The sequence below is a fragment of the Erythrobacter aureus genome (assembly GCF_003355455.1).
Taxonomy (GTDB): Bacteria; Pseudomonadota; Alphaproteobacteria; order Sphingomonadales; family Sphingomonadaceae; genus Qipengyuania; species Qipengyuania aurea.
In genome coordinates this window covers 1667589-1681348 of the sequence record NZ_CP031357.1, presented here as the reverse complement: position 1 = coordinate 1681348, position 13760 = coordinate 1667589, and the positions used below count along the sequence as shown (strand labels likewise).

Annotated in this window: 13 protein-coding genes and 1 tRNA gene; 5 read left to right on the top strand and 9 right to left on the bottom strand. The window is 61.4% G+C overall.

The window, feature by feature from the left end; all coding sequences use genetic code 11:
- Positions 1 to 81: 81 nt before the first annotated feature.
- From DVR09_RS08245 to DVR09_RS08220, 6 genes are all read right to left on the bottom strand, one after another.
- Positions 82 to 867: an enoyl-CoA hydratase-related protein gene (locus DVR09_RS08245; RefSeq protein ID WP_115416510.1), complete on the bottom strand. Its 786-nt coding sequence runs from the start codon at positions 865 to 867 to the stop codon at positions 82 to 84.
- Between the two features lie 90 nt (positions 868 to 957).
- Positions 958 to 1407 carry a methylmalonyl-CoA epimerase gene (gene mce, locus DVR09_RS08240; RefSeq protein ID WP_115416509.1) on the bottom strand — a complete coding sequence of 150 codons (450 nt, stop codon included), beginning with the start codon at positions 1405 to 1407 and terminating at the stop codon, positions 958 to 960.
- Between the two features lie 42 nt (positions 1408 to 1449).
- Entirely contained in the window at positions 1450 to 1719 is a 270-nt protein-coding gene (locus DVR09_RS08235; protein ID WP_115416508.1) for a GIY-YIG nuclease family protein, read from the bottom strand.
- A 124-nt stretch (positions 1720 to 1843) separates the two neighbouring features.
- Positions 1844 to 2266, bottom strand: coding sequence for a hypothetical protein (locus DVR09_RS08230; RefSeq protein WP_115416507.1), 423 nt, complete (start codon positions 2264 to 2266; stop codon positions 1844 to 1846).
- Positions 2263 to 3795 carry an acyl-CoA carboxylase subunit beta gene (locus tag DVR09_RS08225; protein ID WP_115416506.1) on the bottom strand — a complete coding sequence of 511 codons (1533 nt, stop codon included), beginning with the start codon at positions 3793 to 3795 and terminating at the stop codon, positions 2263 to 2265. The genes DVR09_RS08230 and DVR09_RS08225 overlap by 4 nt, the downstream gene beginning before the upstream one ends.
- 55 nt (positions 3796 to 3850) lie before the next feature.
- On the bottom strand, positions 3851 to 4600 hold the full coding sequence (locus tag DVR09_RS08220) for a TlyA family RNA methyltransferase (RefSeq protein ID WP_115416505.1): 750 nt from the start codon (positions 4598 to 4600) through the stop codon (positions 3851 to 3853).
- 34 nt (positions 4601 to 4634) lie between these two features.
- On the opposite strand from DVR09_RS08220, the gene DVR09_RS08215 reads away from it, so the two are divergent.
- Both DVR09_RS08215 and DVR09_RS08210 read left to right on the top strand, forming a co-directional pair.
- Positions 4635 to 5201 carry a hypothetical protein gene (locus DVR09_RS08215; protein ID WP_115416504.1) on the top strand — a complete coding sequence of 189 codons (567 nt, stop codon included), beginning with the start codon at positions 4635 to 4637 and terminating at the stop codon, positions 5199 to 5201.
- A gap of 696 nt (positions 5202 to 5897) precedes the next feature.
- On the top strand, positions 5898 to 6980 hold the full coding sequence (locus tag DVR09_RS08210) for a branched-chain amino acid aminotransferase (RefSeq protein WP_115416503.1): 1083 nt from the start codon (positions 5898 to 5900) through the stop codon (positions 6978 to 6980).
- Here DVR09_RS08210 and DVR09_RS08205 read toward each other — a convergent pair whose 3' ends face one another.
- The 3 genes from DVR09_RS08205 to DVR09_RS08195 all read right to left on the bottom strand — a co-directional run bounded on the left by DVR09_RS08205 (position 6981) and on the right by DVR09_RS08195 (position 11235).
- Positions 6981 to 7868, bottom strand: coding sequence for a DMT family transporter (locus DVR09_RS08205; protein ID WP_115416502.1), 888 nt, complete (start codon positions 7866 to 7868; stop codon positions 6981 to 6983). It abuts the gene before it with no gap.
- A gap of 2 nt (positions 7869 to 7870) precedes the next feature.
- Positions 7871 to 9940, bottom strand: a complete 2070-nt coding sequence (locus DVR09_RS08200; protein WP_115417860.1) for an NAD(+) synthase — start codon at positions 9938 to 9940, stop codon at positions 7871 to 7873.
- Positions 9941 to 10233: 293 nt separating this feature from the next.
- Positions 10234 to 11235 (bottom strand): DNA topoisomerase IB, encoded by a 1002-nt coding sequence (locus DVR09_RS08195; RefSeq protein ID WP_115416501.1) that lies wholly within the window; start codon positions 11233 to 11235, stop codon positions 10234 to 10236.
- Positions 11236 to 11329: 94 nt separating this feature from the next.
- Here DVR09_RS08195 and yghU point away from each other — a divergent pair, with 94 nt between their 5' ends.
- The 3 genes from yghU (at position 11330) to DVR09_RS08180 (ending at position 13749) form a co-directional block, all read left to right on the top strand.
- Complete coding sequence (gene yghU, locus DVR09_RS08190) at positions 11330 to 12181, top strand: glutathione-dependent disulfide-bond oxidoreductase (protein WP_115416500.1); 852 nt, start codon at positions 11330 to 11332, stop codon at positions 12179 to 12181.
- 69 nt (positions 12182 to 12250) lie between these two features.
- Positions 12251 to 13660, top strand: a complete 1410-nt coding sequence (locus tag DVR09_RS08185) for an MFS transporter (RefSeq protein ID WP_115416499.1) — start codon at positions 12251 to 12253, stop codon at positions 13658 to 13660.
- A gap of 14 nt (positions 13661 to 13674) precedes the next feature.
- A tRNA-Gln gene (locus tag DVR09_RS08180) sits at positions 13675 to 13749 on the top strand.
- The last annotated feature ends 11 nt before the right edge of the window (positions 13750 to 13760 follow it).

Here is a 13760-nt window from a genome sequence, read left to right as displayed (position 1 = left end):
CCATTCTATCTAGGCCTATCCGGCCACCTTTACCGGTATCGCTGCAAGGTTTCCGATCTCGAGGGCGCCCCAAACATGGGCTCATTCGCCCTTGAATGCGGGTTTGCGCTTCTGGAGGAAGGCCATTCCGCCTTCCATCGCGTCCTGGCTCGCTCCGGCCACGCGCTGCCCCTCTGCCTCCGCAAGCATTACTTCGTTTACCGTTCCGTCGAGAGCGGCGGAGATATTCCGTTTCATGGTGCGCAGAGCCAGTGTGGGGCCATTCGCGAGCTTTTCCGCCAGTGCCCTTGCCTCGCCCATCAGTGCCTCGTCATCGACCGCCTTGTGGATGAGGCCCCAATCCTCGGCCTGCTGCGCACCGATCTTCTCGCCCAGCATCATCATGCGCGTGGCACGTGCGCGGCCGATGGCGCGGGCCAGCAGCCAGGTGGAACCGCCGTCGGGGACCAGGCCGATATTCACGAAAGCCTGAAGGAAATAGGCACTCTTGCCCGCCAGCACGAAATCACCGGCAAGGGCCAGGCTGCAACCGATCCCCGCAGCCGGTCCGTTGACCGCGCAAATTACCGGGACCGGCGCGCGCAACACCATGCTGATCGCCGGATTATAATGGTTCTGCAACGCGCGGTGGCTGCCCCCCTTATTATCGAGCACGCTACCCTCGCCCCGGGCGGACAAATCCGCTCCAGAGCAAAAACCCTTGCCCGCACCGGTTATCAGCACGGCGCGGCTATCGCCCAGATCATAGAAAGCCGCACCGATCTCGTCCGCCATCTGCGGCGGCATCGCATTCAGCCGGTCGGGCCGGTCGAGCGTGATGGTGGTAAGCGGGCCGTCCTTTTCGACGATAATGGTTTCGTAGCTCACGCGTCTCTCCCCGAAGGTTTATCTCGGCAGGAGGTTTACGCTAACGTCAAGCTAGAGTGCAAGGACGCTACGGCGCGCGGCCTTCGGCTCTCAGTTCGACCAGTGCGCGCCTTCCTTGGGCGTTTCCATGATCTCGGTCAGTTGGCCCATCATGTCCTTCGGGTGGAGGAAGAAGATGGGCGTGCCATGCGCGCCGATGCGGGTGGGGCCGAGGATGCGCTTGCCGAGGTCCTCGAACCATTTGCGCGCGTCTTCGATATCCTCGACCTCGTAGCAGAGATGGTGCTGCCCCCCGGCGGGATTCTTGGCGAGGAAACCGGTCAGTGTCGACTGTTCGCCGAGCGGTTCGATCAGCTCGATCTGCGTGCCATGCGTACCGTTTTCGCCCGGCGTGTCGACGAAGCAGACCTTCACGCCCTGTTCCTCCAGATCGAAAGGCTCATGCGTGATCGTGGCGCCCATGACGTCGCGATAATAGCGCAGCGATTCCGCGATACTCGGTGTGGCCACTCCGATGTGATTCAATCGTCCCAGTTTCATTTCATTCTTCCGTCATTGCGAGCACGGTAATCCAGTTCGACCTTAGCCTTGGGCGATTTCCTCGAACAAGTCGCGCCACGTCGGATTTTCCATCTCGATCAGCGCGAGCTTGTCTTGTCGGCTCCCTGCCTTGATCTGCTTTTCGCGCAAAATGGCCGATTCCATGGTCTCATGGCATTCGAACCAGACCAACACTTTGCACCCATATCGTTTGGTAAATCCGTCCGCGACACCCTCACGGTGCTGCCATGCCCGCTGCGGCAGGTTCGAAGTCACACCGGTATAGATCGTTCCATTGCGTCTGCTGGCCATGATGTAGACACAAGGCTCCTTCGTTATTGCGAGGCGACGCAGTCGCCGCGGCAATCCAGAGCGATCCGCGCGCCACTCTGGATTGCTTCGCTACGCTCGCAATGACGGTTGAGATGGCCGAGCTTCATATCCTCTTATCATTCGTACCAAATAGCATTTCAAATAACACAGTATCGCTCGGCGATCCGCTGGCCAAATCGGCATCTTTGCGCATGGCCCGCACCACCCGCGCGTGGATTCGGTAGTCTTCGTCCCGAATGGGACCACAGTGAAAGGCAGCCGTCATTGCTTCCAGAACCTCTGTCGAACCATAGAGCGCGACTCGTCCGCGGGCCTCCGCGACAATTGCATTGGATTTCGCAATCTCTGCCTCGTTAGAAGCATGAGAAAGTTGAGCTATTCCGTTGAAATAAGCGGCATAGGCCGCCACTTTCTGCTCGAGAAGGTCATCGCCCTTCTTTTGCCAGCGTTGGAATAGAGCGTGAATTACTCCTCCCAGCGCGGCCGAGAGAATTCCAAAAATCGCGATAAGGAGTGGCTCAGTCACAGCGGAATATTGTCATGCTTCTTCCACGGGTTCTCGAGCTGCTTCGTCCGCAGCTTCCTTAGCCCCAGCGCGATCCGCTTGCGGGTCGAGTGCGGGTAGATCACTTCGTCGATATAGCCGCGTTGCGCTGCCACGAAGGGGTTGGCGAAGCGGTCTTCGTATTCCTTGGTCTTCTCGGCGATCTTTTCGGGATCGTCGCGGTCCTGGCGGAAGATGATCTCCACTGCGCCTTTAGCGCCCATCACGGCGATCTCGGCGGTGGGCCAGGCGTAGTTGAGGTCGCCGCGCAGGTGCTTGCTCGCCATCACGTCGTAAGCGCCGCCATAGGCCTTGCGGGTGATGACGGTGATCTTGGGCACGGTGGCCTCGGCATAGGCGAAGAGCAGCTTCGCGCCGTGCTTGATGATGCCGTTATGCTCCTGCGCCGTGCCGGGAAGGAAGCCGGGCACGTCGACGAAGGTCAGGATCGGGATTTCGAAAGCATCGCAGAAACGCACGAAGCGCGCGGCCTTCTTCGAGGAATTGATGTCGAGCACCCCGGCCAGCACCATCGGCTGGTTCGCCACCACGCCCACCGTGCGCCCCTCGATCCGGCCGAATCCACACAGGATATTGGCCGCGTGGTTCGGTTGGATCTCGAAGAAATCGCCCTCGTCCAGCGTTTTCCGGATCACCTCGTGCATGTCGTAAGGCTGGTTGGCGTTGTCGGGGATCAGCGTGTCGAGGCTCGGCTCCTCGCGGTCCCATGCATCCGAGGTCGGGCGCTCGGGCACCTCTTCGCGGTTCGACAGCGGCAGGTAATCGACGAAATCGCGCGTCGCGAGCAGCGTCTCGATATCGTTTTCGAAGCTGTTGTCGGCGACGCTGGTCTTGGTGGTGTGCGTCTTCGCCCCGCCCAGCTCCTCCTGCGTAACGACCTCGTTGGTCACCGTCTTCACCACGTCGGGGCCGGTGACGAACATGTAGCTGCTGTCCTCGACCATGAAGATGAAGTCGGTCATGGCGGGGGAATAGACCGCGCCGCCCGCGCACGGCCCCATGATAAGGCTGATCTGCGGCACCACGCCGCTGGCCAGAACATTGCGCTGGAACACCTCGGCATAGCCGCCGAGGCTGGCGACGCCTTCCTGGATGCGCGCGCCGCCACTGTCGTTGAGGCCGATCACGGGCGCGCCAACCTTCATCGCGGTATCCATGACCTTGCAGATCTTTTCTGCATGGCGTTTGGAAAGAGAGCCACCGAAGACTGTGAAATCCTGAGAGAAAACATAGACGAGGCGGCCGTTGATCGTGCCCGATCCGGTGACCACGCCATCTCCGGGAATCTTCTGTTCCTGCATGCCGAAATCGGTGCAGTCATGTTCGACATAGGTGTCGAGTTCCTCGAAGCTGCCTTCGTCGAGCAGGACATCGAGCCGTTCGCGCGCGGTCAGCTTGCCCTTGGCGTGCTGGGCATCGATCCGCTTCTGTCCGCCACCCATGCGGGCAGCTTCGCGGCGGCGTTCCATCTCGGCGATATTTGAAGACATGCTCTCTCCGTGAAATGCGGTTGCACGAGCGCCTAGGGCCAAGTGTGCCGCAGCGTCAATTCCGCCTTTGGTCGCGTTGGGCGGAAATGAGGAACTCAATATTTCCTTCCGGTCCCTTAATCGGGCTTTCGACTATGCCCTGCACATCGAAACCAAGCCCTTCGATCCATTGGCGGACTTCGCCGCAAACCCGATCGTGCAGCAGGGGATCGCTGACAACGCCCTTCTTGCCCACCTCTTCACGCCCGACTTCGAATTGCGGCTTGATCAGCGCGACCAGGCGGCAGCGCGGCTCGGCCAGTTGCAAGGGCACCTCGAGCACCTTGGCGAGGCCGATGAAACTCGCATCGCACACCACCCAGCTAACGGGCCGATCGATAAGATCCGGCGTGAGAATCCGGGCGCTGGTCTGTTCGAGCACGGTCACGCGCTCGTCTTGCCGCAGCTTCCAGGCGAGCTGGTTGGTCCCGCTATCGACCGCGAAAACATGCGCCGCGCCGTTTTGGAGAAGCACATCGGTGAACCCGCCGGTCGAACTGCCAATGTCCATCGCGGTGACGCCCGCCGGATCGAGCCCGAAATGCTCGATCGCATGTGCAAGCTTGATCCCGCCTCGCGAGACCCAGGGATGATCGCGCCCGCGCACATCGAGCGGCGCGTCCTCGGCAAGCTGCTGCCCCGGCTTGGCGAGCTTCTGTTCGCCGGAGAAAACCAGCCCCGCCATGACTAGCGCCTGCGCGCGCGTGCGGCTTTCCACGAGACCGCGGTCCACCAGCATCTGATCGAGACGTTTCTTCTTCGGCATTGGAAACTTGGCGCTTAGCGATCATTGAAGCGGCATGAAACCGATCTATTTCCCATTCGGCGGCGCATTGGCGCTCAGCTTCACCATCGCGGCCTGCGTACCCGCTCCGGATTCCACCCCCGCACCGACCCCGACCCCCACGCCGCCCCCGGTGCAGACAGCCCCTCCGCCGTCCGCTCCGGCCCCGGCACCGCCGTCAAAGGACTGGATCGACGAGGCGCGTAGTCCGGGCGAGTGGACCTATAGAAGTGGCGGCGCCGATGGTTCGGCTCAGTATGTGGACAGCCGGGGCGCGCCGGTCTTTTCGATTCTCTGTATGGCAGACGATGCCAGGATTGCCTTGGTCCGCCATGGCGCGGGCAGCGATACACCCGCAATGACCATTCGCACCGAAACGAGCGATCGCATGCTGAACACGAGTGGCGTTTCACCCGATACAGCGGGGCGCCCGGCCATCGCCGCCTACCTCGGCCGCACCGATCCGCTGCTCGATGCCATGGCGCTGACCCGTGGACGATTCGCCGTGGAAATCCCCGGACTGTCTACACTCTACCTGCCGCCTTGGGCCGAAGTGACCAGAGTGATCGAAGACTGCCGCTGATGCGATTCCCGAAACCGCGGCCCTCCTGATCCCGACCGGATCGGACAAAGAAAAAGGCCCGGAGGTTGCTCCGAGCCACAAACGCCAATTCTGACGTGGGAAAACTTTTTTTCAAGGGTTGTTTTCGCGCGCTGAGGGCAACAAATTAGCATTCAAGATCAGCGGCAAAACGCGGTCTTAATTCTCCGGAAACGGGGTACTTTGGCTCTAAACAGCGCGAAAGGAGGTGATCCGATGTCTCATGGTTCAGCAGAGAGGTCGGCAAGTTTCCGCGCGAGGTACTATCGGTAAGCAGAACCGATAGAGACTTCGTGAGCGGCACTTCCCGCCGCTGACCATGCGAAGGGCGATCCTCCTACGGGCGAGGGTCGCCCTTCTCATTTTGCAGGATGGGTGCGGGTCATTTTGTTGGGTGCGGGCCGGACATCCGTCCGTCCCTTCGGCACCGGCCCTCGCCCCCACCCGGATTTCGTGCTGCGTGCGTGCCGCACGTCGCTCCGGCCCTTCGGCTGTTCGGCTGTTCGGCTGTTCGGCTGTTCCTTCCCGCGCCCCCTCCCGGCCACCCACGGGACTATGCTGAATGGGTGGCCGGGAGGGGCGCGGGAAGGAACAGCAAGCTATCGACTGATGTCGATAGCGCACCGAACAAAAGACTCCTCCTTGCCTCTGGCGCCCTCACCCATTACCCGCGCATCCATGGATTTCGAGCACCTTCCCCACCCAGCCCCGGTTCCTTCCGGAACGCGCCAGCAAGCGTTGGAAAATCCCGGCTTCGGCCAGCTATTCACCGACCACATGGTCGTGATCGACTATGACGAGGACAAAGGTGGCTGGCACAAGGCGAGCCTGGGGCCGCGTGAGGCGATCAGCCTCGATCCGGCGGCGGCGGTGCTGCACTATGCGCAGGAAATCTTCGAGGGCATGAAAGCCTATAAGCAGGGCGACGATAGCCTTGCGCTATTCCGGCCCGAGCAGAACGCGCGCCGCTTCAACGAAAGCGCGCGGCGCATGGCGATGCCCGAATTGCCCGAGGAACTGTTCCTCGAATCGATCCGCCAACTGGTCGCGAAGGATCGCGACTGGGTTCCTTCCGATCCCGACGGTTCGCTCTATTTGCGCCCCTTCATGTTCGCTTCCGAGGCCTTTCTCGGTGTGCGGCCCGCGCGGCAATACAAGTACATTCTCATCGCTTCCCCGGTCGGCCCCTACTTCAAGGGCGGCGCGAAGCCGGTGAAGATCTGGGTCAGCCGCAACTACACCCGCGCAGCCCCCGGCGGCACGGGCGCCGCCAAGACCGGCGGCAATTATGCCGCCAGCCTTGTTCCACAGGCGGAAGGCATCGATCAGGGCTGTGATCAGGTGGTGTTCCTGGATGCGGTCGAGAAGAAATGGATCGAAGAACTGGGCGGTATGAACCTGTTCTTCGTGTTCGCGGACGGCACGGTCATCACGCCCCCGCTCACCGGCACAATTCTGCCCGGAATTACGCGCGACAGCCTGATCCAGTTGCTGCGCGAAGAAGGCCTCCAAGTGCGCGAAGAACCCTATTCGATCGACCAGTGGCGCGCCGATGCGACCGAGGGGCGTCTGCTCGAAACGATGGCATGTGGCACCGCCGCGGTCGTGACGCCGGTCGGAACCGTGCTCGGCCCCGATGGCGAATTCACGATCGGCACGGGCGGCACGGGGCAGATGACCCACAAGATTCGCGAGAAACTCGTCGGCATCCAGAAGGGCGCCATCGAGGATATCCACGGCTGGACGGTCAAACTCGACTGATCAGAAGCGTGGGCGCACCAGGAAGCGACGGGTAAAGGTTTCGCTTGGCCGCAAGACGATGATCGCCACCCCCGCTAGCGCGATAGCGCCGCCGATTACCAGTCGTTCGCCGATCGCATCCCCGGTCAACCAGGCCCCGAAAAGAATGGTCAGGATCGGCGTGAACAGCGTAAGCGGGACGACGAGGTTCGCGTCGTGCTCTTGCAGCAGGCGATAGTAGGCTGTGTGCGCGCCGACCGAGACGATAATCGCGGCAAAGAACAGGCAGGCGGCAAGTTCCCACGGGGCTTTCGAAAGTGCCGCCACTTGACCAACTTCCATCGCTACGGTCAGCGGCACCAGCACCGCGACGGATGCGACCGCCGCCCAGGCCTGCAATCGGATCGAGGGTATATCGAGCCGCTTCACGAAGACCGATCCGAGCGCGCCGACGACCGCCGAGGCGAACACAAGCAGGAGACCCGTGCCGGTCTCCATCTGATTGTCTCCGGCCATAGCGAACAGGACGCCGCCGAAGGCCAGTCCGATCCCCATGCCGCGCCGCCAGCGAATCCGCTCGCCGAGAAAAATGATCGCAAACAAAACGGTCATCGGTGCCCCGGTCAGGCTGACGACCCCCGCCGCCGACGGACTTGCCGTCGCTAGTCCCATGAAGAGCAGTGCGAACGAACCGCCACTGATCGCGAGACCGATCAGGAGCACCTGCCAGAGCTTTTCCGGCAACGGGCGCAGCAACGGTATGAGAACTGCCGCAACGATCACCGAACGCAGCAGCGCGTAGAACAGTGGCGGCGTTCCGAGATCGGCGATAGCAATTTTGCTGACGACGACATTGAGCGCCCAGACCACATTGCAGAACGTCATGAGCAGCAGCGCCCGCAGCGGCATCGTCAATCGTCCAGATCGGGCAAGGCAGCCACCAATTCCGCCAGCCAGGTATCGGCCACTGCATCACTTGGTGCGCGCCAGTCGCCGCGCGGGCTCAGCGCACCTCCGGCGGAAACCTTCGGCCCGTTGGGCAAGGCGCTGCGCTTGAACTGGCTGAAGCCGAAGAAGCGTTTGAGGAAATTTTCCAGCCACCTGGCAATCGTGGCGAGATCGTATTCATTCTTCGCATCGTCCGGCAATTCGATGGGCCAAAGCCCTGATTTCGCGTCTTTCCAGGCATGCCAGGCAAGAAAGGCGACGTGGCTCGGCTTTTGCCCCCAGCGGATAATGTGGTGGAGAAAGAAGTCGTTGAGCTCGTAAGGGCCGATGATCGACTGCGTGCTCTGAATCTGCCCGTCCGCGCCCGCCGGGACCAGTTCGGGGCTGATTTCGGTATCGAGGATACCGGCCAGCACGGCATCGACCCCGCTGTCGAACTGGCTGGTCTGGGTTGTCCAGCGGATAAGATACTGAATCAGTGTCTTGGGCACGCCCGCATTGACGCCGTAATGGCTCATATGATCGCCCACGCCATAGGTGCACCAGCCCAGTGCAAGCTCGCTCAGATCGCCCGTCCCGATCACCCAGCCTCCATGCTGGCCGGCAAGACGGAAAAGGTAATCGGTCCTTAGCCCCGCCTGCACATTCTCGAACGTCACGTCATAGACTGGCTCGCCCTCGGCAAAGGCGTGGCCAATGTTCTCCAGCATCATGGTCGCGGTTGGCTTGATGTCGATTTCCTCGGCCGTGATGCCGAAAGCGTCCATCAGCCGCCAGGCATTGGACTTGGTCCCTTCGGACGTCGCGAAGCCGGGCATAGTATACCCCCGGATGTCCGTGCGCGGGCGACCGAGCCGGTCCATCGCCTTGGCTGCAACGATCAGGGCATGCGTGCTGTCGAGCCCGCCCGATATGCCAATCACCAGGCATTTTGGGTTGGTCGCCTGGATACGCCGCATCAGCGCGTCGACCTGGATGTTGAAAGCCTCGTAACAGTCCTCATCCAGTTTGTGCGCGCGGTTGGGCACGAAGGGAAAACGCCGCACGGGCCGCTCCAGGCCGATATCCGCGCGCGGGGCACTATGGTCGAATTCGATGCGGCGATACCAATCTTCCGGGCGCCCTGCCGCCTCGGCTGCATCGTTGAAGGTCTGCATCCGCATGCGCTCGGACAGGATGCGCTGCGTATCCACATCGGCGATGCACAATTCAGGCTCCAGCTCGAACCGGACGCTTTCGACAAGCAGATCGCCCAGCTCGTAGATCATCCCCTGCCCGTCCCAGGCGAGATCGGTCGTGCTCTCGCCGTGTCCGCTGGCCGAATAGGCATAGGCGCAGACCGAACGGCTCGAGCTTGCGCGGCTGAGGAGATGGCGTTCGTCGGACTTGCCGATCGTGATGTTCGACGCGGATGGGTTGAGCAGGATGGTCGCCCCGGCAAGCGCAGCCATCGTGCCCGGCGGATTGGGCGACCAGAAATCTTCGCAGATTTCGATTCCGAAGGTAAATCCGGCTAAGTCGCTGGCGGAAAAGATCAGGTCGGTCCCGAACGGTACCTCCCGCCCGCCGCAGCGGATCGTCAAGCCAATGCATTCGCGGCCATGGGCGAACCAGCGCTTCTCGTAATATTCGCGGTAGTTCGGCAGGTAGCTTTTAGGCACGACACCGAGCAACTCGCCGCGTGCCACGACCAGTGCGCAATTGTAGATCCGGCCATTGCGCCGCAAGGGCGCGCCGAAAACAAGCACGGGTGACAGGTCGCGCGATGCCTCGCAGATCGCCGCGATCTGCGTTTCGACTGCATCGAGCAGTGCCGACTGCAGGTGGAGATCATCAAGGGCATAGGACGAGAGGGAAAGCTCGGGATAGAGCAGCAGGTCGACGGCTCGCGCATCCGCTATCCGTGCCTGTTCCAGGATTCCTTCGGCGTTATAGGCGATATCGGCGGTGCGCACTTTAGGAGTGCTCGTCGCCACACGCACGAAACCGTGAGTGTGCAGGTCGTAAAAGGGATGGGCGTCGTTACCGCTCATTGGGGCGTGACCTTTCTGGTCGATGTTTTTCGGAGCGGGCTCGAGCCAGTCCGCCGGCTTGCAAATCCCGAGTTCGGCGAGACGCTTCTGGACGGTTGGGCGCGCGACCTTTCCCTTCGATTCCCAGTTATAAACCGTTTGGCCCTTCCAAGCAGAAGGAGCACCGTAAAGCTTGCCAAACGCTTCTGCGGATAGGGGGGGATCGTGATCCGCACGCCAGTTTCGAATTTTCAGACCTGCGAGAGTTGTCATCACGCTCGATTATTCTTTAAGACGAAAATCCGCAAGAAGTTTTAGGCCGCCAGCAATACCGCCGCCGCAGGACTATTCTGAAGCAACTCGATCAGCCCGCGCTCCTCGGGCCTCAACCATTTGGTCGCTCGTGGCAGACGTATATCGGCGCGCCATTCTTCCTGCCGTTCGACCAGATCGATCACGGCAGGATGGATATAGCTCTTGCGGGTGACCGCGGGAGTATTGCCGAGCCTGTCCGCGACGCAATCGAGCAGCGCCTTGATCGGCAGTTTCCCTTCGCCTTCGAGCAGGCACTGAAACGCCATCACGCTGCCATGCCAGGTGCGGAAATTCTTGGCCGTGAACCGCTCGCCCATGGTTTCGGCAAGATATTCGTTGACGTCGGACGAGCCCACCGCCTGGACATCTCCGTCCTCGTCCACATATTTGAACAGGTTCTGGCCGGGCAGATCCTGCATCTTGCGCACAAGCCGCGTCAAACTGCCATCCGACAGGGTTACTTCACGCAGCTTGCCGCCCTTGCCCTTGTAGCGCAGCCGCAGTGTCCTGCCCGTTAGCTCCGCATGGCGCTTCCGCAGGGTGGTTGCCCCGAAGCTCCGGTTGCGCTGTGCATACCCCTCGTTCCCGACCCGCACCGCGCCGAGATCGAGCAGGCGGACAACACTGGCGACCGCCCGCTCGCGCGTCAGCTTGCGGCCCCGCAGATCGTCTTCTACACGTTTGCGCACCAGCGGCAGCAGGCTGCCGAAGGTGACGCAGCTGTCGAACTTCTCGCCCTCTCGCGCCGCGCGGAAATCGGGATGATAGCGATATTGCTTGCGGCCCTTGGCATCTACGCCGGTGGCAAGGATATGACCGTTGGGCGCAGGGCAGAACCAGGCATCGCTATAGGCTGGGGGCAGCGCAATTGCGTTGAGCCGTTGCTTCTCCTGCGGATCGGTAATCAGCCGGCCTTCGGCATCGTAATAGGCCCATCCCTTTCCCGCACCCTTGCGGGTGATCCCGGGCAGATCGTCGTCGACATAGATGAGCTTCGTCATAGCGTAGGGAACAACCGTGGGATCGCAGTGACGGTTCCCCACCTTGTGACGAATGGCAGGGTGAACTAGCCATCCCGCCCAAAGGAGAACGAGTTTGGCCGATCCCACCTATACCCCGCCCGAAGTCTGGACCCACGACGCCGAAAACGGTGGCCGCTTCGCCAGGATAAACCGCCCCACATCCGGTGCGCGCGAGGAGAAGGAGCTGCCTGTCGGTCAGCACGATTTCCAGCTCTATTCGCTCGCCACGCCCAACGGGGTGAAGGCAACGATCATGTTCGAGGAATTGCTCGAGGCGGGCCATGCGGGCGCCGAATACGATGCCTGGACGATCGATATCGGCGATGGCGACCAGTTCGGTTCGGGCTTCGTCGGCCTCAATCCCAATTCGAAGATCCCCGCCCTGCTCGACCGCAGCGGCAGCGAGCCCCTGCGCGTGTTCGAAAGCGGTGCGATCCTGATACATCTGGCCGAAAAATTCGGCGCTTTCCTGCCCACCGACCGCAGCCGCGCGGAAGTGCTGAGCTGGCTGTTCTGGCAGGTCGGCAGCGCGCCCTTCATCGGCGGCGGCTTCGGCCATTTCTACGCCTATGCTCCGGAGAAATACGAATATCCGATCAATCGCTATGCGATGGAAACCAAACGCCTGTTCGACGTCGTCGACAAACGCCTGGCGGAAAGCGAATTCCTGGGCGGCAAGGATTACACGATCGCCGACATCGCCGCCTATCCATGGATCGCTCCCTTCGTTTTCGGCGAAATTTATGGCGAAGCGAAGACCTTCCTTTCCATCCAGGAATACACACATGTGGAACGCTGGGTGAGACAGATCGCCAAGCGCCCGGCAGTGCGGCGCGGACGCATCGTCAACAAAATCTGGGGCGAGGATGACGAACAGCTACGCGAACGCCATTCGGCCGCAGATTTCGAAGACAAGCGATATTGATCGCACCGCCGCGGACTTGACTTCGCGCCTTCCATGACCTCCCAATAGGTTTCATGGGAGAACCGAGTTGTGAGTAAGCCGATCCCCGCCGCCGGGCGACTGGAGAAGATCGGGTACGGGATCGGCGATCTCGCATCGTCCTTCTACATCAACTTCTTCAACATCTACCTGCTCTATTTTTTCGTGGAGCTGGGCGGTGTTGGCCCGGCGGCGATGGGCCTCATGCTGCTGCTGACAAAGTTCTTCGATGCCATAACCGACCCGGTAATGGGCGCGATCGGAGACCGGACACGCAGCCGGTGGGGGCGCTATCGCCCCTATCTGCTGTGGGGCGCGGTTCCCTTCGGCCTGTTCGGCGCGGCAATCTTCGCGGCACCCGACATGTCGAAAAATGGAATGCTCGTATGGGCTTATGTGACCTATACGCTGACGATGGTCGCATTCACCGCAACCAATGTGCCTTATTCGGCGCTGATGGGGGTGGTATCTCCCAACGCCGATACACGCTCGTCCTTCGCCGCCTACCGCATGGTTTTCTCCGCTTTGGCCGTGGTGGCGGTGGCGGTTATCGCGACAACGCTGGTACGTGAGTTGGGCGCGGGAGACGAGCGGCGCGGAATCATGCTGACGATGTTCATTATCGCCGGTGCCGGATCGCTCTCGCTGCTGATCGCATTCGCCTCGAGCAGAGAGAGAATTCCACCGGCCCGGACCAATGGGCGCATTCGCGACGATGTGAGATTGCTCGTCCGCACGCCAGCCTGGATAGCCGTTGCCGTCGCCGCGATGCTGACCCCGGTAGCCCTCGCCTCGCGCGCGAGCAGTGCACTGTTCTGGTTCCGCTATGTGGCGGGCGACGATGGCACGCCAATCTTCCTGTTTCTCGACAGGATCGGTCTCTTCTACACAGCCTTCGCAGTGGGCCAGTTGGCCGGTGTCGTTTTCGCGGCATCGATGGCGCGCCGGTTCGACAAGGCCCATCTCCTGATCTTCGCCGGATCGGTCGAAGTCGCTGCGATTGCGATCTTCCATCTGATGCCGCTTGACGCGATCTGGCCGCAAACGATCGCGCAAGTGTTCGTTGGGGTGGGCCTCGGCATGATGATGATGCTCGCTTATTCGATGTTTACCGACATTGCCGAATATCTCGACTGGTCGACGGGCCGCCAGATGACCGGCCTAGCCGTGTCGGGCGCGGTTTTTGCGATCAAGACCGGTGTGGCGGTCGGGGCGGCGTTGCCGGGTATGCTGTTCGCGCTGACCGGGTTCGAGGCGGGGGCTGTGCAGACCGATTCGGCGAAGTTCGGTATCGACCTCGCCTTCGCGATAGTACCCGCCGCAATCATCATTCCCGCTGGCGTTGCGATGTTCTTCTACAAGCTCGACCGCCGGACGATTGCGCGATTCGAAGGCGAGCTTGCCGAACGACGCATGCAATCCGAGCCCACCCCCTTCCCTTCCGCGCCGGACACGCTATAGGGGCGCGCACCTGCTGGGGTGTAGCCAAGTGGTAAGGCATCGGTTTTTGGTACCGACATTCGCAGGTTCGATCCCTGCCACCCCAGCCAGCTCCCTTTGA

Excerpts from the sequence above, each read along its gene's own strand:
- DVR09_RS08235 (WP_115416508.1), bottom strand. The coding sequence starts at position 1,719 with ATGGCCAGCAGACGCAATGGAACGATCTATACCGGTGTGACTTCGAAC.
- DVR09_RS08215 (WP_115416504.1), top strand. The coding sequence starts at position 4,635 with ATGAAACCGATCTATTTCCCATTCGGCGGCGCATTGGCGCTCAGCTTC.
- DVR09_RS08220 (WP_115416505.1), bottom strand. The coding sequence starts at position 4,600 with ATGCCGAAGAAGAAACGTCTCGATCAGATGCTGGTGGACCGCGGTCTC.
- DVR09_RS08200 (WP_115417860.1), bottom strand. The coding sequence starts at position 9,940 with ATGAGCGGTAACGACGCCCATCCCTTTTACGACCTGCACACTCACGGT.
- DVR09_RS08195 (WP_115416501.1), bottom strand. The coding sequence starts at position 11,235 with ATGACGAAGCTCATCTATGTCGACGACGATCTGCCCGGGATCACCCGC.
- DVR09_RS08210 (WP_115416503.1), top strand. The coding sequence starts at position 5,898 with ATGGATTTCGAGCACCTTCCCCACCCAGCCCCGGTTCCTTCCGGAACG.
- mce (WP_115416509.1), bottom strand. The coding sequence starts at position 1,407 with ATGAAACTGGGACGATTGAATCACATCGGAGTGGCCACACCGAGTATC.
- DVR09_RS08225 (WP_115416506.1), bottom strand. The coding sequence starts at position 3,795 with ATGTCTTCAAATATCGCCGAGATGGAACGCCGCCGCGAAGCTGCCCGC.
- DVR09_RS08205 (WP_115416502.1), bottom strand. The coding sequence starts at position 7,868 with ATGCCGCTGCGGGCGCTGCTGCTCATGACGTTCTGCAATGTGGTCTGG.